The 19,462-nt window shown below is 48.8% G+C and carries 18 protein-coding genes; 9 read left to right on the forward strand and 9 right to left on the reverse strand.

Annotated features, from left to right (window positions below):
* Positions 1–17: 17 nt before the first annotated feature.
* The 6 genes from O9X78_RS10715 to O9X78_RS10740 are packed head-to-tail and all read right to left on the reverse strand — an operon-like array spanning position 18 to position 6,624.
* Positions 18–830, reverse strand: a complete 813-nt coding sequence (locus O9X78_RS10715) for a symmetrical bis(5'-nucleosyl)-tetraphosphatase (RefSeq protein ID WP_269619677.1) — start codon at positions 828–830, stop codon at positions 18–20.
* An 11-nt stretch (positions 831–841) separates the two neighbouring features.
* Entirely contained in the window at positions 842–1,219 is a 378-nt protein-coding gene (gene apaG, locus O9X78_RS10720; RefSeq protein WP_269619678.1) for a Co2+/Mg2+ efflux protein ApaG, read from the reverse strand.
* A 15-nt stretch (positions 1,220–1,234) separates the two neighbouring features.
* Positions 1,235–2,032 (reverse strand): 16S rRNA (adenine(1518)-N(6)/adenine(1519)-N(6))-dimethyltransferase RsmA, encoded by a 798-nt coding sequence (gene rsmA, locus O9X78_RS10725; RefSeq protein WP_269619679.1) that lies wholly within the window; start codon positions 2,030–2,032, stop codon positions 1,235–1,237.
* Entirely contained in the window at positions 2,032–3,027 is a 996-nt protein-coding gene (gene pdxA, locus O9X78_RS10730; RefSeq protein ID WP_269619680.1) for a 4-hydroxythreonine-4-phosphate dehydrogenase PdxA, read from the reverse strand. Before pdxA ends, rsmA begins: the two co-directional genes overlap by 1 nt.
* Positions 3,027–4,307, reverse strand: a complete 1,281-nt coding sequence (locus O9X78_RS10735; RefSeq protein ID WP_269619681.1) for a peptidylprolyl isomerase — start codon at positions 4,305–4,307, stop codon at positions 3,027–3,029. Before O9X78_RS10735 ends, pdxA begins: the two co-directional genes overlap by 1 nt.
* Positions 4,285–6,624 (reverse strand): LPS-assembly protein LptD, encoded by a 2,340-nt coding sequence (locus O9X78_RS10740; RefSeq protein WP_269619682.1) that lies wholly within the window; start codon positions 6,622–6,624, stop codon positions 4,285–4,287. Before O9X78_RS10740 ends, O9X78_RS10735 begins: the two co-directional genes overlap by 23 nt.
* A 212-nt stretch (positions 6,625–6,836) precedes the next feature.
* Here O9X78_RS10740 and O9X78_RS10745 point away from each other — a divergent pair, with 212 nt between their 5' ends.
* The 7 genes from O9X78_RS10745 to O9X78_RS10775 all read left to right on the forward strand — a co-directional run bounded on the left by O9X78_RS10745 (position 6,837) and on the right by O9X78_RS10775 (position 14,076).
* Positions 6,837–7,871: an aminoglycoside phosphotransferase family protein gene (locus tag O9X78_RS10745; RefSeq protein ID WP_269619683.1), complete on the forward strand. Its 1,035-nt coding sequence runs from the start codon at positions 6,837–6,839 to the stop codon at positions 7,869–7,871.
* A gap of 5 nt (positions 7,872–7,876) precedes the next feature.
* Positions 7,877–8,569, forward strand: a complete 693-nt coding sequence (murU, locus tag O9X78_RS10750; protein ID WP_435056057.1) for an N-acetylmuramate alpha-1-phosphate uridylyltransferase MurU — start codon at positions 7,877–7,879, stop codon at positions 8,567–8,569.
* A 100-nt stretch (positions 8,570–8,669) separates the two neighbouring features.
* Positions 8,670–9,338 (forward strand): ribulose-phosphate 3-epimerase, encoded by a 669-nt coding sequence (gene rpe / locus O9X78_RS10755; protein ID WP_269619685.1) that lies wholly within the window; start codon positions 8,670–8,672, stop codon positions 9,336–9,338.
* Positions 9,335–10,030 carry a phosphoglycolate phosphatase gene (locus O9X78_RS10760; RefSeq protein WP_269619686.1) on the forward strand — a complete coding sequence of 232 codons (696 nt, stop codon included), beginning with the start codon at positions 9,335–9,337 and terminating at the stop codon, positions 10,028–10,030. The genes rpe and O9X78_RS10760 overlap by 4 nt, the downstream gene beginning before the upstream one ends.
* Before the next feature lie 189 nt (positions 10,031–10,219).
* On the forward strand, positions 10,220–12,214 hold the full coding sequence (locus O9X78_RS10765; RefSeq protein WP_269619687.1) for a sensor histidine kinase: 1,995 nt from the start codon (positions 10,220–10,222) through the stop codon (positions 12,212–12,214).
* On the forward strand, positions 12,207–12,632 hold the full coding sequence (locus O9X78_RS10770; protein WP_269619688.1) for a response regulator: 426 nt from the start codon (positions 12,207–12,209) through the stop codon (positions 12,630–12,632). The genes O9X78_RS10765 and O9X78_RS10770 overlap by 8 nt, the downstream gene beginning before the upstream one ends.
* Before the next feature lie 121 nt (positions 12,633–12,753).
* Positions 12,754–14,076: a cobyrinic acid a,c-diamide synthase CobB gene (locus tag O9X78_RS10775; RefSeq protein WP_269619689.1), complete on the forward strand. Its 1,323-nt coding sequence runs from the start codon at positions 12,754–12,756 to the stop codon at positions 14,074–14,076.
* 26 nt (positions 14,077–14,102) lie between these two features.
* Here O9X78_RS10775 and O9X78_RS10780 read toward each other — a convergent pair whose 3' ends face one another.
* Complete coding sequence (locus tag O9X78_RS10780) at positions 14,103–14,579, reverse strand: hypothetical protein (RefSeq protein ID WP_269619690.1); 477 nt, start codon at positions 14,577–14,579, stop codon at positions 14,103–14,105.
* Positions 14,580–14,771: 192 nt separating this feature from the next.
* Between O9X78_RS10780 and O9X78_RS10785 the strand changes: the two genes are divergently transcribed.
* Together O9X78_RS10785 and olsF are read left to right on the forward strand one after the other, a co-directional pair.
* A complete protein-coding gene (locus O9X78_RS10785; protein WP_269619691.1) occupies positions 14,772–15,596 on the forward strand; it encodes a UDP-2,3-diacylglucosamine diphosphatase in 825 nt (274 codons plus the stop codon).
* A gap of 18 nt (positions 15,597–15,614) precedes the next feature.
* A complete protein-coding gene (olsF, locus tag O9X78_RS10790) occupies positions 15,615–17,354 on the forward strand; it encodes a bifunctional ornithine lipid synthase OlsF (protein WP_269619692.1) in 1,740 nt (579 codons plus the stop codon).
* Positions 17,355–17,535: 181 nt separating this feature from the next.
* Here the strand turns inward: olsF and O9X78_RS10795 are convergent, their stop codons facing one another.
* A complete protein-coding gene (locus O9X78_RS10795; protein ID WP_269619693.1) occupies positions 17,536–18,330 on the reverse strand; it encodes an alpha/beta fold hydrolase in 795 nt (264 codons plus the stop codon).
* Positions 18,327–19,457 (reverse strand): DUF2817 domain-containing protein, encoded by a 1,131-nt coding sequence (locus tag O9X78_RS10800; protein ID WP_269619694.1) that lies wholly within the window; start codon positions 19,455–19,457, stop codon positions 18,327–18,329. Before O9X78_RS10800 ends, O9X78_RS10795 begins: the two co-directional genes overlap by 4 nt.
* Positions 19,458–19,462 lie beyond the last annotated feature (5 nt).

The following is a 19,462-nucleotide window of genomic DNA, read 5'->3' on the forward strand; positions in this document are numbered from 1 at the left end:
CGGTGGATGCGTTTGATTTAGTCTGCGCAATCGCAGTGGTAAATTTCGCGATTGTCCATATTGAGCATGGTCATATGACGACCCCACACGCAGCCGCTATCCAGCGCGATAATGTCCTCCCGTTGGGTAGCGCATTCTAGGGCCGCCCAATGTCCAAATATGAGGGTCTCGCTGCGGCTGTCCTCAGGCTGCCATTCAAACCAAGGGCGATAGGGTGCGGGAATATCGGCGGCGGCCCCCTTAAAGCCCAATTCAAGCTGGCCTTGGGCATCGCAAATACGCATACGAGTTAGATGATTGGTAATGGCGCGCAGGCGCTCATAACCCTGTAAGTTAGCGTCCCATTTTCGCGGCTCATCACCGTACATATTGCGGAAAAAATCATCTACTTTTGGCCCCTGTAACACGGCTTCAACTTCTTGGCTTAGCGCCAGAGCATGTTCGCTGCTCCATGCGCTTGGAATCCCCGCGTGACTCATTAAATAGAGATTGTCTTCAGACCTTAGCACCAAGGCTTGTTGCAATAGCCAATGCATAAGCTCGGCGCAATCCGGCGCATTTAAGAGGGCGTCGAGGCTAGGGTGACGTCCGCGCGTCGTGGTGCCGCGAGCTAGTGCGATGCAGTGTAAGTCGTGGTTACCGAGGGTGATCCGCAGGCTATCTTTAATGCCATAAAGGTATCGCAGGGTGTCTAGAGAGTCTGGCCCGCGGTTAACTAGATCGCCAACCAGCCAGAGCTGGTCGCGTTCGGGATTAAAATTAACCCGCTCTAATAAACATAGCAGGGGTTTTAAGCATCCCTGCAAGTCACCTACGGCGTATCGACTCACGGAAGCGCTCGTTAATGCAGTGCCGAGGGTCGCGCGAGGGAGAAAATTCCGATAGGGGCGATAAACGGACGACCAGAGGCGCTAATCATTTCGTAGCTACCTTCCATTGTGCCGACAGCGGTGTCGATGACGGCGCCAGAGGTATAGCTAAAGGACTCTCCTGGCGGAATGAGTGGCTGTTTGCCAATCACACCTTCGCCCTGAACTTCTTGAACTTGGTTATCACCATCGGTGATGATCCAGTGGCGGTTTAAAAGGCGCACAGCCTCTTCGCTGGTGTTGCGAATAGTGATGGTGTAGGCAAAAGCAAAGCGTTGTTGCGTGGGCTCTGACTGGTCGGGTAGGAACTGGCTCTCTACCTGTATATCTACTGGTGTTGATTCTTGCATGGTGTGCTCCGCAATTTACTCGCTGCTGTTGTCCACTGCATTGGCTATGGCAACATATTCCGCTAAACCCAATTGTTCGGGACGAACACTGGGGTCGATACTCAGGCCTGCTATTGCCTCGCTATCGATAACCCCTTTTAGGGTATTTCGCAAGGTCTTTCGGCGCTGATTAAACGCGCTGCGCAAAACCATTTGTAACGTTTCGACATTGTTTGCAGGGCAAGGTGGCTTCTCGTAAGGGGTAAGTCTGACGATGGCGGATTGTACCTTGGGACGAGGGGTAAAAGCTTCCGGTGGAACGTCGAATAGTGATTCTACCTCGCAATAGTACTGGGCCATGATGCCGAGGCGGCCATAGGTTTTGCTTCCTGGCTGCGCTGCGAGGCGATCTACCACTTCTTTTTGCAGCATAAAATGCATATCGGCAATGCAGTCATGGGCGGTAAGTAAGTGGAAAATCAATGGTGTTGATATGTTGTAGGGCAAATTGCCAACAACACGAAGCTTTTCACCAGCGGCGAGGCCGGTGATGTCGAATTTGAGCGCGTCGCCCTGATGAATACGAAAATTATGTTCTGCGCCAAATTTGCCCTCAAGAATAGGGATCAGGTCGCGGTCGAGCTCAATGACGTCGAGTTGGCAACCGGTGGCGAGAATTGATTCAGTAATGGCCCCTTGGCCAGGGCCAATTTCTAGTACCCGCTGATTCTCAAGCGGTGATACCGAGCGCACTATATGCCGGATGATGCCTTGATCATGGAGGAAATTTTGGCCAAAACGCTTGCGCGCTTTATGGGGTGTGGGTGACAGCATTAAATTTGATTCCTACTACTGTGCTCTGCCATGGATATTGCCATGGCCAGTGCGGCGTCGAAGCTGCCGCTGTCGGCTTTTCCGCTGCCAGCTAAATCCAGAGCGGTGCCGTGGTCTACCGAAGTACGAACTATCGGTAAGCCGAGAGTGATATTTACTGCTCTACCAAAGCCTTGGTATTTAAGCACCGGCAGGCCTTGGTCGTGGTACATGGCTAGTACCGCATCGCAGTGTTCCAAGTGGCGAGGAGTAAATGCGGTGTCCGCAGGAAGCGGCCCTTCTAGCAGCCAGCCGCGTGCCCGCAAGTGTTCTAGGCAAGGAATAATCGTGTCGATTTCCTCTCTGCCCATGTGACCGCCTTCACCGGCGTGGGGGTTTAGTCCCAGCACCATAATACGTGGTTGCTGGCAGCCAAACTGCTTTAGCAGCGCCTGATGCAGAATTTCGGTGACACGTTGCAGATTCTCTTCAGTAATCGCTGCGGGCACTGCGCTGAGAGGCAGGTGGGTCGTCACTAGGGCGACACGTAATTGTTCGGTGGCGAGCATCATCACCACTTTGTCTACATGACAGCGTTCGGCAAGAAACTCGGTGTGACCGCTAAAGGGAATGCCTGCGTCGTTAATAATAGATTTTTGTACCGGCCCAGTGACAAGCCCCTGACACGTTCCGCTGATGCAGGCATCGGTCGCCTGGCGTAGGGTTTCTAACACATAGTGCGCATTATCAATATTGAGTTTACCCGCCAGAGCCGGACTGTGGCATGGAATGCTAACCACGCGCAGATGGCCGCTGCGGTGCGATTGCGGCGGCGCGGTAAAGTCAACTTCGCTTGTGGTAAGCGGGAGGCCGATCGCTTCGGCGCGTTGCATTAATAAAGCCGGATCGGCGAATGCGATCAGTTCAGCACTATGGTCTTGTTGTGCCAGCTTGACCAAAAGCTCTGGCCCGACCCCAGCAGGTTCGCCGGGGGTGATGGCAATGCGGATGGGCATCAAATTTTGATGTCGACGAAGGCTTCGCTGCGGATTTTGCGTAGCCAGATATCAAGTTCGTCGGCGTATTTCCGTTCGTGAAGCGCATTGCGGGCAATTTGCTTGCGCATATCATTGGTAACGTCTTTTGTGCGACGCTCGACAACTTTAATGACGTGCCAGCCAAATTGGCTTGCCACCGGCACATGGATTTCGCCCGGTGCGGTCTCGTCCATTGCCTTCTGGAATTCTGGTACGAGCTGGCCTGGGGTGGTCCAGCCTAAGTCGCCACCTTCTTGTGCTGAGCCGATATCTTCTGAGTATTCCTTGGCCAATTCTCGGAAATCTTCTCCCTTTAATGCGCGTTGGCGAAGCTCTTTAGCCAGCGCGATGGTTTGTGCTTCGTCACGGATTGCCGAGGGCTTAAGTAAGATATGGCTGGCGCGAGTTTGTTTAACAAGCTGCTGTACGCCACGGCTTTCAAGTAGTTTGATAATATGAAAACCGCTGGCGCTTTGCAGTGGGTCCGATACATCGCCATCCTTCATGTTTGCCGCCACACCTTTAAAAAGCGCGGGCAGCTCGGTTCCTTTGCGCCAGCCTAGGTCGCTAATGCTGATATCATCGCGGGCATTATCGATATTTTTGCCAGCACGCAATTGCGCGCTAAGTGATTTGGCTTGGGTTTCGGCTTGCTTGCGCTCTGCGTCAGTGGCGTCAGAGCTAACTGGAATGAGTATGTGCGAAAAATGAAATTCCGGCGAGGTGACTTCTTTACCTTCTGAAGATTGTAGGTAATTTTGAATTTCCTGATCCGTAACTTGAATACGCTGGTTTACATTACCCATTTGCACGCGCTGAAGAATCATTTCGCGGCTAATTTGTTCCCGGACTGCGAGGTAAGACGCGCCGCTGGATGTCAGGGCTTGTTGAAACTGTGACAGCGTCATATTGTTGTTGGCCGCGATACGGGCTACCGCTCCGTTGAGCTCTTCGTCATCAATGCGCAGGCCGTAGCGATTTGCCATTTGCATTTGGATGTTCTCGAGCACTAGTAAATCGAGTACTTCTTTGCGAAGCTCGTCTTCGGGAGGCGCTTGCTTGCCGGTGCGAGCAATATTGGCCTTGATGGAGTCGAGGCGCTCGTCGAGTTCACTAGCAAGAATGATGTCGTCATCAACGATGGCCACTACTTTGTCTAGCCACTTTGTTTCAGCTTGGGTAAGCGGCGCGATTAAAATCAGTAGCGCGGTGGTTAAAACTTTCAATAAACGCATATTATTCATCAGATAAGTAGCCAAAAATACTGTCCTTTAAAACACTAGTGACCGCGGTGCCTAAGCCCCCCAGCCCTTTTAACTGAAATTCGATCAACACAGCGGAATTGTTTTTGGTTCCGGTATTGCTGACACCACTGACGTTAGACCCATTGTTGTCGTCTGGTTCCAAAGCCCGTTGATAAACAATGCGAGTTAACCAACAGCAATTCTGGTATTCCGCCCCAATGAGGTTCTCGACAGGGCGATTATCTTCGAAGTCATATTGGGTTTTCGCAAACAGTTTCCACTGGTCGCTTATCGGCAGACTCAGCGAAATATCACCTTGCTTAACGTCGTTATCTAAACCGCCGAGGGTATTGCCCTCGCGGCGGAAGGTATAACCGGCATTAAATAGGGCGCCGTTGTCGCTGCGCTGATGGTAGCTTAGATTGGTCTGATTAAGCACCCCTTGGCGGGCATCATACAGAACATCCACGCTTAACCAGCGATTGTCGTCAGGCAAAATACGAATTTGGCCCGCTAGGTCGGAGTTGCTGCTTTTTCTTTCTGCATCGCCGGGGAGTTGCACTCGACCATCGTCAAAGTACTGTAACTGACCGAGACTGGCGGTTAAGACTTCTCTGCCAGCTTCGTTGTTAATAAAGCGGCTGCTGATACCGATAGCAAGTTGATTGGCGTCATCTAGTCTGTCGTGGCCGGTAAATCGAGTATCTCGAAATAATTGCTGATAGGTGAATGTGAGGGCGGAGCTGTCAAAGTCGGGCTGATCCCTTTGATCTTCATATTCGGAATAGCGATAAAATAGACGTGGCTCAAGGGTTTGAGTCCAGTCTTGATCGCTGATGATCAAGTCGCGTTCAAAATAAAGACCGCTATCAAGGCTGAATTGGCCGCTGCTGGCGCTCGGGCTGCCATCAATGCCCGCGAGATCAGAGTCTTCGAGTTCATAGCGGACGTGGCGGCTTTTTATGGCCGGCTCAATAAAGCCCCAGCGCCAGCGCATGGGCAGGCTCGCCCCGGCGGTGCCGAATAAGCGCTGGCCAGTCACTTTAGTGCCACCGTCGCGGAGTTTGTCGCGGTGATCAAATTGGGTGTATTCAAATTCCATGCTGGGTTCAAGCTGGAAATTTTTCGCTGGAGATTGGTAGTTTAAACGCATCTGCGGCAGTTTTTGGTAGGGATCTTCGACCGCAGCGATGGTTTGGTAGCGCTGCACTTCTATTCGTCCTGTCCAGTCGTCTGAATTGTAATTCAGCGCCGCTTGTTGGTTGAGATGGGTGCTGCGTTTTACTGCTAAATTTGCGAGACCTAAGTCGCTAAAATAGTCGTCATCACTGACTTTGGTGAAGTCTATCTCGGTGCCCCAGCGGTCACCCATAAAGCCCGCTTCACTTATTCCGAGCAACCAGCGGTCGATATCTTCTTTGCTGTCATTAGGCAAGTAGCTGGTGCTGACAGCCCATTCGCTATACTTATTTAAGTAGCGCAGCTCTGTTTCTAGTGCTTCACCGCGCTGTTCGATAAAGCGAGGGGTGATAATCGCATCGTAGTTGGGGGCTAGGTTCAGGTAATAGGGTGTCGAAATGTCGAGGCTGCTATCTGCTATGCCAATCGAGGGGAATAAAAAGCCCGTTGCCCGGCGATCATCGACCGGAAAGTTTAAGTAGGGGGTATAAAATACCGGTATGTCGTAAACACGAATACTGGTTCCTCGGGCTACACCGCGACCGCTATTGTAATCCAGCACGATACTGTCCGCGTGCATCGACCACGTTTCGTTGTCCGGCGTGCATTGGGTGTAGCTTGCTTCTTCGAGTTCAAAGCGACTGTAGTCTGGGCGTGCGATACGGCCAGCGGTACCGCGAGCGCCGGTGTCGAAGCTCAGAATTTCTGCTTGCTGTAACTCTCCCAGTCCTTTATTTGTGTCAATTTGGGCGAATTGACCGCGCAACATGATACCTGGCTGACGTAAAACCACATTGTCCCGCAACATAACGGTGCTATTGCTGCGATTGTATTGGGCATAGCCCGCATCAAGACTGAGATCACCTTTGCGAAGCTGAACATCACCGGTCATTGTCGCTTTTGCGCCCACTGACTCGATGGTGTCCGCAGATACGTTAAGCGGAGCGCGCAGCGGGGTTTGGTCGGCGCCATCCCAGTCTCGTACGGGCTCAATAAATCGGCCTTGGCAACCTGGGCTTAAGCCGCATTTCGAGGCTTCGCTTAAATGGGAGTTCGGCACCCAGTGCCAATGTTGGAAATACGCGGGCAAATCACTGGTGTCAGTTTTGAGCGCCGATGCGTCGGTACTGCCGCAATCTGCGGAGGTATCCACCTGCGCAAACACCAGGCCGGATGTGGCGGTGAGCAGTGATAAAAGGAGTCGGCGAAACACTGGCATCGGTAAGTGATTTTATTCTGACTATGGAGCCCGGATTGGCGAAGGTGGATAATAAAGCATTCTCTGCTAGGATGCCCGTCTGAGTGCATAAAAGGCGAAAATGCGATCAAAAAATGCACTACTGTAGGTCTTCAACGGAATAATATATGGATCAGATTTTAAGCGAGCTACATGGCTGGTGCTTGCAGCAATTGTCTTTATCCGCCGATGAAGCGGCAAAGCAGTTAGATGTGGTATCGGGAGATGCCAGTTTTCGACACTATTATCGTCTGCCATTAGCCACCGGTGGCAGCGTCATTGCGGTTCATGCCCCGCCAGAAAAAGAAGATAATCTCGCTTTTTCGACGGTTCAGGATCTTTTGTATCGCCATGGCGCGAGAGTACCCAAGCTGCTGGCGTGGGACGAACGCCGAGGTTTTTTACTGCAAGAAGACTTCGGCGATCAATTGCTCTGTCCTCTGCTAGTTAACAGTGCTGCAGCGGACCATTACTATCGCCAAGCCTTTCGCGCTTTGCTCGCCATGCAGGCTATCCCGCAGGATGCCCACACACTGCCACATTACGATAGTGCCCGTTTGCTCACAGAAATGGCGCTATTTCCCGAGTGGTTTGTTGAGGGATTGTTAAAGTATCAATTAAGTCCTGAGGAGCGAGGCTTGCTCGATGGCGTTTTTGAACTCCTAAGCGAGAGGGCGCTGCAGCAAACGCAGGTAGTGGTGCATCGCGACTTCCATAGCCGCAACTTAATGGTGTTGGTTGACGAACGTTTAGGCATGATTGATTTTCAAGATGCCGTGCTTGGTCCCATCACCTACGATTTGGTTTCCTTGGTGCGCGATTGTTATGTCAGCTGGTCGCCAGAACAGGTTGACGATTGGATTGGTGTTTATCGACAAATGGCAATGCGGGCTGGGCTTCTCCCCACGCTTAGCGAAGCTGCGTTTCTGCAAGACGTCGACTGGATGGGTTTGCAGCGACATATAAAAGTGCTGGGCATTTTTGCGCGCTTACATCTCCGAGACGGCAAATCTGGCTATTTGGCTGACTTGCCCTTGGTCATTGCCTACACGCTAGATGTCGCAAGCCAATACCCTGAGTTTGTTGATTTCTGTGCTTGGTTTGAAGAAAAACTAATGCCTATTATCGTAAAGCAGTCCTGGTACAAGGATCTCGATCGGTGAAAGCGATGATTCTGGCGGCTGGCTTAGGCACCCGTATGCGTCCTTTGACTGACCATACGCCAAAGCCATTGTTGCGCGCTGGCGGCAAAACATTAATTGACTATCATATTGAAAAGCTTGTCGCCGCGGGTATTACCGATCTGATTGTGAACTGCTCTTGGCTGGCTGAGCAGCTAGAAGCTTATCTGGGGGATGGTCATCGCTTCGGCGTAAATATCGTCGTTTCCAGAGAAGATCAGCCCTTGGAAACCTGCGGCGGTATTGTTCAGGCGCTGCCATTTCTCTGTGAGGGCAATTTAAGTGATGAGCCATTTCTATTGATTAATGGCGATATTTGGACGGATTTTGATTTTAAAAATCTCATTAGCTGTAAGCCTGATGCCGGTCATTTAGTGATGATCAAAAATCCGGCGCATAACCCTCACGGTGATTTTGTGTTGGCCAGCGATGGCTTGCTGGCCGAAAAAGACGGTCATTCAGTCGCTGAAAGTTATACATTTTCTGGCATCAGTGTTTGGCGGCCCTCGGTGTTTAGTCATTTCAGCGCGGGAAAGCGCGCCTTGAAGCCGGTTATGCTTAACGCTATTAGCAAACGCTCTTTATCCGGTGAATTGTACGAAGGTCATTGGTGGGATATCGGCACTCCAGAGCGCTTAGCGGCATTGCATGAATTTTTAAGTATAAAGACTGGTAGCTGAATATAGCGGCATATTGCCGTAAAATGCGGGTCGCAATTTCATTGTCTTGTGTTCATCGACACTGGGCAAAATTTAAAGATCAAATTAATCGGACATCACTATGGCAAATTACTGGATAGCCCCCTCAATATTGTCGGCAAATTTTGCTTGTTTGGGCGCGGAAGTTGACGCGGTGCTAGAAGCGGGCGCCGACATTGTGCATTTTGATGTGATGGATAATCACTACGTACCGAACCTCACTATAGGGCCGATGGTCTGCAAAGCCCTGCGTAAGCACGGCGTTAAGGCACCGATAGACGTGCATTTAATGGTTTCGCCGGTTGACCGTATGATTGGTGATTTTGCTGAAGCTGGTGCGAGCATCATCACCTTTCACCCAGATGCCTCCACCCATGTGGATCGCTCATTACAGATGATTCGCGATGCCGGTTGTAAAGCAGGTTTAGTATTGAACCCCGCAGTCGGCCCCGATGTATTGAAATACGTCATGGACAAGCTCGACATGGTTTTATTAATGTCGGTTAATCCAGGTTTCGGTGGTCAGAGCTTTATTCCATCCACTATCGATAAAATAAAAGAAGTGCGGGCAATAATCGATGCCTCGGGTCGAGACATCCGCTTAGAAGTTGATGGCGGGATTTCTGCTAAAAATATTGCCGACGTAGCCGCTGCGGGCGCAGATACCTTTGTTGCGGGGTCGGCAATTTTCAACGGTGGTGATTACGCCGATGTTATTGAAAAGATGCGCAGTGAGTTGGCTGGCGTATGACAAGGCTGCAAAACCTGCTCGGCGGTCGTGAGCTAAAAGCGATTTTATTCGATTTAGACGGCACGTTAATTGATAGTGTGCCGGACTTAGCTGCTGCGCTTGATGCAAGTCTAGAGCAACTAAATTATTTACCGGCAGGGATTGCGCGTACCCGATCTTGGGTTGGGAATGGTGCGAGAAAATTAGTACAGCGAGCCTTGGCGTTTGCCTTAGAAATTCCAGAAAAATCTGTAGATGCGGCGCTGACTGATCAATTGCTAGCGGTTTTCTTTACGCACTATGGCGAGCAAACCTGCGAGCAAACAGTATTGTATCATGGTGTCCTTGAGGCACTGTCAGACTGGCACGAGCGGGGCATAAAAATGGCGTGTGTCACTAATAAGCCTGCGCGTTTCAGCGAGCCAATCTTGGCTCATTTTGGTATGCAAGTGTATATGCCAGTGTTGGTTGGCGGAGATACGCTCAGCGTTCGTAAACCAGATCCGGCGCCCCTGCTGCTAGCATGTGAACAGCTCGGTGTGGAGGTGGCGAATACCGTTATGGTTGGTGATTCTGTAAACGATATCAGGGCGGCAAGAGCCGCTGGTATGCCTGTGGCCTGTGTAAGTTATGGCTATAATCACGGCGCGCCGGTAGCTGATGAGAATCCGGATTTATTGGTTGACCACTTCATGGATTTTATTGTCCCCTAGTAACTCTGCAAATATTCTGTTTACAAATACTCTCGCCTAAACGTCGAAATTAATAATCGTTTTTCGCTATTGTCGATTTTCTGCTATGAGGAGTTTCACCTATCGGCTTCTCGATTATTGCAATGGCTATTGCTCGTATTGCCTTCTATAGTTATTAACTGGAATTATTGTTCTCATTAAGAAGGTCTGATGCTGAGTAAATCGCATACATTGGGTATTGGCGGTAGGGGAAGTATTGCGCGTCAAATACTGTTTCCCGTAGTGCTACTTATTATTGCAAGTAATATCGCGGTTATCTCAATCATAATGCGGCAGCTTGACGACCAGTTATTGTTGGCCGCCGAGCAAAAACTCACTCAAATCTCAGAATTGCAATCAATTAAGTTTACTGCAGACATTGATAATCTCATAAATGATATCCGTATCGTATCGCGTACCGCGCCGATAAAGGCGATTCTTAAAACGGGTGTAATAGGGGGCGCTCATTCCGATGAGGGTGTAAGCGTGTCCGCGTGGAAGCGACAATTAGAAACTATTTTTGCCGAAATTATGCATTTCGAAAATAGATACACGCAGATTCGCTTGATATTAGCCGATGGTAGTGAATGGTTACGTGTTGATCGGTACGGAGCGGGAGGTGGTATTCGCGTGGTTCAGGACGCTGAGCTGCAGAATAAATACAATAGCTTCTATTTTCATGCAGCGATAGGAATGCCCGAAGGATCTGTCTATCTCTCAGATATAGAACTTAATCGGGAGTATGGGGAGATATCTATACCCAAAGAAGCGGTTATTCGTGCCTCAATCCCGCTATATTCGAGTAGCGGCGATGTGTTTGGCGTCATGGTGTTTAATCAGAATCTCCAAGAAAATTTTGAAGAATTTCAAGACTTGGCTGGGGACGATGTTAAGATTTTTATAGCAAATAGCGATGGCGAATACATTTTTCATACTAACGAGAATAAACGCTTTCAATTTGAATATGGGCGAAGCGCCAATATTGTTGCCGACTTTCCCCTAGCAAATACCTTGCTTGCTGAAAAAAAAGAAAAGTTTAAGTTTGGTAGCATTGGTTCAGGTGACGATCAGCGTATCTATTTTTTAAGTGCCATAGAGTATAACCCCGGTAATATTGCTGATCGCTTGATCGTTGCGGCCAATTATGATTTTTCATCGGCGCTCAAGTTAAAATCCGTACTACTGAATAAGATCTATTTGTTTTTGATTGTGGTCGGAGTAATTGCTTTTGTTCTTGCAATTTTTGTTTCAAGTAGTATAGCCAGCCCCATCGTTAGGATGCGTAATGCCTTAGCTAGTCGAGGTTTAGAGACTACTAAGGAGGATCTGCCACTTAATTCTCGAGGTGAAGTGGGTGATCTTGCGCGTGTGTTTGATAACTTTCTTTCCGAACTGTCGCGTCGACAAAAGATACTTAATGCTGAGATTGTCGTAAGAGAGGAGGCACAGGCGGAGCTAGAGAGCAATAATCATAAATTAATGCTATTAAATCAGGAACTGGAACAGTTTGCTTATATTGCTTCGCATGATTTGCAAGAGCCGCTGCGCACCGTAACAAGTTTTGTTGATTTGCTTATTGAACATAAGCCGGAGCAGCAAGATGAACAAGTAAAAGTATTTTATGCATTTATTCAAGAGTCAACCTCGCGGATGCGGGAACTAGTCAAAGGCTTGTTGGACTATAGTCGTTTGGGAGAAGGATCAGTTGCCGAAGAAATTGACTGCCAGCAACTGATCGATGTTGTATGTGAAGATTTACAGGTGAGCATTGAAGAACGGCATGCCGATATTCTGTACTCTGATCTGCCGAAAGTTATTGGGAAACGCACGGAAATTCGTTTGTTATTTCAAAATTTGATCTCTAATAGTATTAAATTTTCGCGCAAAGGCATATCCCCTGTTGTTGAGATTAGTGCTAAGCGTGGCAATGATGAGTGGATTTTTTGTGTGCGTGACAATGGCGTAGGTATTAAAAGTGAGTATTTTAGTAAAATCTTTAAGATATTTCAGCGCTTGAATAATCGAGATGATTTTGAAGGCGCAGGAATTGGGTTGGCACATTGTAAAAAAATAGTGGAAATGCATAAAGGCCTAATTTGGCTGGAATCGACGCCTGGAGAAGGTTCCGAGTTCTATTTTAGCTTGAGAGATGGTGCTGATGAATAAGATACAACAAGTTATGCTCGTCGATGATTGCAAGGCGACCAACTATATAAGTCGTCTGATTATCGAGAAGTATGGTTTTGCAGAAGAAATAATTGAAGTTATGAATGGTCTTGAAGCAATAACATATTTGTCTACTGCGCAAGACGGAAAATACCCGCAGCCGGGATTAGTATTTTTAGATCTCAATATGCCCGTTATGAACGGCTGGGAGTTTTTAGAACGATACAAGCTCTTGCCAGATGAGCAAAAAGCGGGGGTGGTTGTTGTTATGCTGACAACATCGCTCAATCCTGACGATGAAATGGAAGCAGGTGGTATATGCGATGTTAAGTCATTTTCCTGCAAGCCGCTCACACTGGAAAAGTTAGATAGAGTGTTAGCCGAGTATTATCCCGGCAGTGTGCGCAGCCAATCCTAGTATGTGATCAGTATACAATCGCTAGGTAATGTGCCCTATATTAGATGAAAACAGTGCTATTCCTGCCGCTTTCCATTTTAATACGCTGATATAATCGACTAAGGTTTAGTGCATTCTTGTTATGAGTAGTATTTTTTGTCCGGCATTGTTTCTAGCCGCGCCTTCCTCTGGTCAGGGTAAAACCACTATTACCGCAGCTATAGCGCGTTTTCATCGCTTGCGCGGTCGCGATGTTCGTATCTTTAAAATGGGCCCCGATTATCTTGATCCACAGATTCTAGAACAGGCTTCTGGCAATCCCGTAGTACAGTTAGACTTATGGATGGCTGGCGAGGATTATTGCCGCTATCAGTTTTATACCGCTGCCCAAACTGCTGATTTGATCTTGGTTGAAGGCGCAATGGGCATGTTTGATGGCGAACCCTCTAGCGCCGATTTGGCAACTACATTTAATATTCCAATTGCTTTGGTTATGGATGTTAAGGGTATGGCGCAGACGACGGCGGCACTTGCCACGGGGCTCGCAAATTATAGGAGCGATGTTTGCGTAGCGGGTTTAATTGCCAATAATTGCGCATCTGATAGGCATAGGCAGCTTATTGCTGATGCACTTCCCGACGATTTGCCATTGCTGGCCGCCATAAGTCGTGATCCAGCTATTAGTCTGCCAGAGCGACATCTGGGTTTAGTTCAAGCTAGTGAAGTCAGTGACATGTTGGAGGCACGCTTTAATGCTGCGGCGAATATGATTGAATATAGTGCCCTGGCTGAATTACCTGCGTTAGTTGAATTTAGCCCTCGCGAATTGCCGCTTGTTCCGCCTTGCCTTCGTGGTTTAAGAATAGGGGTCGCGCGTGACGAAGCGTTCAGTTTTATCTATGCCGCTAATCTAGAGTTGCTTGCAAATATGGGGGCAGAGTTGCGCTATTTCTCTCCGCTTCATGATACGCAATTACCGGATGTGGATGCCTTGTGGCTGCCCGGTGGTTATCCAGAATTGCATGTAAAAGCGTTGGTAGAAAATAGTAAGATGCGCTCGCAGGTTCGCGATTTTTATCTGGCAAATAAAGTGATCTTGGCTGAGTGCGGTGGCTTTATGTATTGCTTAGAAAATATTAAAGATCTTGAGGGACACAGCCATGGGATGTTGGGTTTATTAACCGGTGAAGCCGTAATGCGTGAGCGGGGCGGATGCCAAGGTATGCAGTACGCGGAGCTGCCGGAGGGCGAGCTACGTGGGCATTCACACCATCGTTCGGCGACCGAAAATACCTCCTTGCCTATAGCTTATGGACGCCGCCAACGTCATACCGCACCCGGCGAAGCTATTTATCGCAGTAGAGGACTGACGGCGTCGTACTTACATCTATTTTTCCCCTCTAACCCTGTTGCCATCGGTTCGCTTTTTAGGGGCGGCACTAATAGCGGCACTAGCTTCGAATGAGATGAGTAGATCCCTATAAAGCTAGGCTAGTTCTGCTGCACTTTACTGCCTTTTATAGTGGTGTCTGAGGCCCCTTTTATTTTCACGTCGGAAGAACCTCTAATATCCAAAACGGCACCGGAGATTGTGATGTTGCCATTCTTTTTCAGGGTGATAAATGCCTTACCGCTTTTTAGAGTAAGTTCGTCGCCTGCATCTATGAGCATTTTTTTACTCGTTTCGATGTTGAGATCTCGTCGCGAGGATATATCTAAATTGGTGCTAATATTTTGAATGCTTGTTGTTGATATACCGCGATCGACTTGCATGTCTGATGGTATTCGCAAGCTCCCGTCAGGCTCCTTTTGCACTATGCTCTTCAGTTCGTTGATTTCCTTGCGGAGCTGAATGATTTGCTTCTGCAGATCGTCTTCCCTCGTACCAGAAATGTCTGCTGCAATAACAGTGCCCGCAATTGTGATACCTAAGGCCATGCCGATTGCTAGTTTTTTAGTGGTATTCATTATTTTTTCCTACAGTGATGTTTAGTGGTTTGCCTGTCACGGCAGGATCATATCCTTAGTATTCTGAATCATAGATTAATACGCGATATTTGGAAGGTGATTTCAATTAAATTGTCATAAATCTGTCTTCAAATAGCCCTCTGTTTGTCACTTTAAAGTCCTAACCTTGCCACAAATGCATAAAGAGGATGCATGAACGTGGAAACAAGGAATAGATATAAAACAATTTGGTTATCTGATATTCATCTTGGCTTTAAAGATTGCCGTGCTGACTATCTTCTCGACTTTTTGAACAGCGTGGAATGCGAGACGCTGTATCTCGTTGGTGATGTTGTCGATCTTTGGGCTTTAAAGCGAACATTCTTCTGGCCCGCAGCCCACTACGATGTTGTGAGGGCGCTATTCGCCAAAGCTAGTGCAGGTACTCGCGTTGTTTATATCCCCGGTAACCACGACGAGCCACTACGTGACTATGTAGGGCATATCCTCGGTCCAATCGAAATTAAGCGAGAGGCAATTCACACCACGGTGAAGGGTAAGCGTCTACTCATGTTTCATGGCGACTGCCTAGACGAACATATCCGCTTAAGTAAATGGGAAAACCTGATCGGCGACGCAGCCTATGATTTTTTGTTGTTCTTGAATCGTTGGGCTAACTTTTTTCGCCGTCGCTTTGGTCGTAATTACTGGTCTTTGGCGACGTATATCAAACAGCGAATTCCAAATGCTAGGCAGGTAATCACCGTGTTTGAAGAAGCGGCAGTAAAGGAAGCCTCGCGACGCGGATTAGATGGTGTGATTTGCGGACATATTCACCAGCCAGCCCTAAAGAAAATTAAAGGCTTGGTGTATTGCAATGATGGCGACTGGATTGAGAACTGTACTTTATTAGGTGAAACCCATGACGGAAATTTAGAGCTAGTGCAATGGACCGAGCACCAAACCTTGTTGCAAAGCATGGCTGGCAATGGCGGCCCAGCTAAGGCAGACGTTCTCCCACTGCGTCGCGCCGGATAATAATCAGGAGTAAATGTCATGATTTCAGTAGATTCCGTAATTGATGAGCAGTTTCCAAAAATTTCCAAGGGCAATCCTAGGCTAAAGCGAACCTTGTCAGCTTTGCTGAAGTACTTGTTTCACGAAGCAGAATTTAAGCAGTTCGAGAACGACTACCCCTATGTTCAAGGTCTGGATTTTGTAGAGAAAGGCTTGGACTATTTCGACTTTGGCTACGCGGTTAGCGCACTTGATAAAGAACGCATTCCGGTGAGTGGTCGAGTGGTGATTATTTCAAACCACCCTATTGGCAGCCTTGATGGCCTAGCGTTGTTGAAGCTTGTTTCTGAAGTGCGAAGTGACGTTAAAGTTATTGCTAATGAGTTACTTTATGCCATCAAACCCCTGCGTTCATTGCTACTGCCGGTAGACAATATGAGTGGTAAGCGCAATCGTAAAGAAAACCTGCAGGCGATACACAGTCATCTGAGTAATGAAGGTGCCGTTATCATATTTCCAGCCGGCGAAGTGTCTCGTTTTAGTCCTGCAGGTATTCGCGACGGCCGCTGGCGCAACGGGTTTATTAAGTTCGCGACGAAAGCTAAAGCACCTATTTTGCCAGTGCATATTAATGCCCGTAACTCGGTTTTTTTCTATGCGCTGTCCTTACTGGCCAAACCACTATCAACGCTATGGCTTATTCGTGAGATGTTTAAACAGAGTAACCGTACCGTGCGGGTTACTATTGGCCCAGCCATTGAGGCGGATGTTTACGAAAAGCTGCCGCTAACTGCACCGGCAAAAGTTCGTCTGTTTAAAAAGCATATTTATAAATTGGGTCGTCGTAAGCGCGGCGGTGAGCCATGCTTTATGCCGGTAGCGCAAGCCGTTGCTCACCCAGAGGATCGTCAGGAACTGCGCCGCGCTATTCGTCAGTGCGACCATCTTGGCAGTACTAGAGATGGTATGGAAATCTACTGTTATCAGTACAACGGCGATTGCACAGTAATGCGTGAAATCGGTCGATTGCGCGAAGTTAGCTTTAGGGCTGTTGGTGAAGGTACCGGTCGCCGTCGTGATGTAGATGCTTTTGATGCATATTACGATCACATTGTGCTCTGGGATGAAAATCAATTGGAGTTGGTTGGGGCCTATCGTTTAAAGCGTGTTAACGATTTAGGCGACGGACAAACGCTCTACAGTGAGTCGTTATTTGAATACCAAATTCCCTACGCAGAAGAGTATTTTGAATGCGGTGCAGAGTTGGGACGTAGCTTCATTCAGCCGCGCTACTGGGGGCGTAATGGTTTAGATTACCTCTGGCAGGGTTTGGGTACCTATCTGCGTCGCCACCCCGAGGTCCGCTACTTATTTGGGCCGGTAAGTCTCAGCGACAGCTTACCTCGCGGCGCTAAAGACCTAATAATTCAGTTCTACCAAAGTCACTTTCCGGTAAGCCAGCCCTGGGCCGTTGCAAACAGTCCCTATAAAAGTGAGTTAACAGAAACGCTGTTTTCTGGTCAAGATTATCGCGCGGAGTTTGCGGTTCTTAAAGAACAATTGGCAGAAATGGGGTGTTCAGTGCCGACCTTGTACAAGCAATACACGGAGCTGTGTGACGAGGGTGGCGTGAGCTTTACGGCCTTTAACGTAGACCCTGACTTTGCTGACTGTATAGACGGCTTAGTGTTGGTAGATCTGGATAAGATGAAGCCAGCGCGGCGCAAGCGTTATCTCGGCGAAGAGTCTGCAGGCGGTAGTGAGTCAAAAGCGGCTTAGAAACTACTTGGGGCGTGGTGGAAAAAGTGAAGGGGTACTACCAAGAGTATTACCCCTTTTTTAATTTTGGAGACGGTGTCTAGAACTCGTTAAGTTCTAATGCGTGGGCCTGGACTTGGTTGAGCACCGCAATAGAAGCACAAAGACGGGGCGCAGTAATCGCGCAGTTTGAAATGCCCTGCTATCGATTTGCCTGAGTGGCACTTGCTAAGCTCTTTATTACCCAATCCGCATCATCTATCGGCAAATCATGTCCCGCTGTGTCATGCAAGGTGAGTGGCCAGTGATACTTGCTCGCTAAATACTCGCTGCACTGATACGAAACCATACGGTCTGCGCGGCTGCTAATGACATGGCACTTAGTGTTAATCAGACTATCCGCTGGCGGCGAGTGAAAGCGCGATGCCGCGATCAGTTGGTATATAACATTTCTTTTTCTGACGGGACGACGTTCGCGAATATTGCACCACTGCTCAAGTAATTCGCTATGCCTGCTATTGTTATTGCTTACCATGCCGAGTGCTGCGCTTTCCTGTTGCCTGACTGACAGGGAAAACAAAGCGCGCAAAGTGGCAGGTATAGCGCTGGGCTTTAGACGTTTAAACAGTCCGCAATCTGCACTACTGGTGCTAATGAATATGGCTTTGGCGATATCGTGCGGAGAGCTCGCTAGCCAGTCTAGGGTTACCATGCCGCCTAATGACAAGGCGACGATGCCGAAGGGTTTCTTGCTGGCAATGATCTCTGCGGGTAACCGTTGTTGAACGTCGCGGCGAACGTCTGGAATAGACGTGGGGGACGTTCGCTGATGCTCACTGCCGAATCCCGGTAAATCTATGCAGTAACATTGCCAGCCGAGTTCGGCTTCACAGCGCTGGATAAAGTCACCCCAGTGCGCGTGTTCGCGGCTGAGTCCGCGAAGAAATACCCAGTGTTCAATCTCAGGCCTTCCGCCTTCCGAGTTCATTGTCGTCATAGTTGCCGATACCAGAGGCTTTGCGCCATTTGTTGCATTTCCCGCTCCTGTTCACCTTTCGGTTGCCAATGATTGATATTTCTTGCTGCGGCTAGCAGGAAGTCTATCAGGAGAAGGTGCCCACGTAATACACGGGCATGGCGGTGGGGCACGGTGGGGTTGAATAGTCCTGCAAAACTGAATAGCTGTTGGGGATGTTTTTTTACCCACAGCCAAGAGCCCATTTCGAGGGTTAGCGGCAGAAGGGTAATCCCTTCCGCTCGGCATTCTCGATGAAAGTAATCCCAGATATCGCCGTGACTAAGGTAGTGCATGGACTGTGGGCCAAAAACATAATTGTGATGAGGGAAGTTTCGTTCCCATAGTAATTTTAATGCGACGTAACTGCCGATATCGTCTATGGGCTGGCGGCGGTAGGCATAGGGAATCCATAGGTGGTCTTGAAAACCAAAGCCCGAATGGAAATCAACAAGGATACTGGGGCGCCCAACCTGACAGTAGCGGCCGATAATGTTTTGAAGAGCGACAAACTCATTTTCAAAATCGGCGTCACGTTTTCCTCTATACCATGGAATAGATTTTGAGATGCGCTGGCCGCCAACGAGAAATGGCACCTTGTCTTCCGCGTCGATGGGGGCATGACGATTGAGATCAATGCCATTCGGATTGCAGCGGGAATCTAGCAACATGCCGCCTGGATTGACGATGGGCACGGCGACGATGGCGATGTCATGTTCGAATTGCGCGCGCCAGCGTGTATCCCAGCGGCAGCGCTCGATAACTGTTTCTAACCAGGCAAGTAGAACTTGGGTGCCGATACGCTCTACACCGTGAATGCCAGCGGTAAGCAATAGGCAGTGTTTTGCGGTGTCAGGATTGCCAATGGTTAGTGAGATAAGTGGCAAAGTGAATTCGTTCACTTCGATAAGGGCCTCCGTGCGGGTGGAAATTAACTCTCCCGCCTGACGACACAACTGCTCCATCGAGATAAGTTCAGACAAGCGGTGGCGAAGCCGCCCACGGCAGACGTCCATGACAGTTGTGAAGTCTGGTAGCTCAGGGCCTTGCAGCTCGGCTTCCGCGAGTTCTGGCGTCTCCTGAGTACGGAGCTGTTCATGATAGGTCATTTTTT

Source organism: Zhongshania aquatica, assembly GCF_027257955.1.
GTDB classification, from domain to species: domain Bacteria; phylum Pseudomonadota; class Gammaproteobacteria; order Pseudomonadales; family Spongiibacteraceae; genus Spongiibacter; species Spongiibacter aquatica.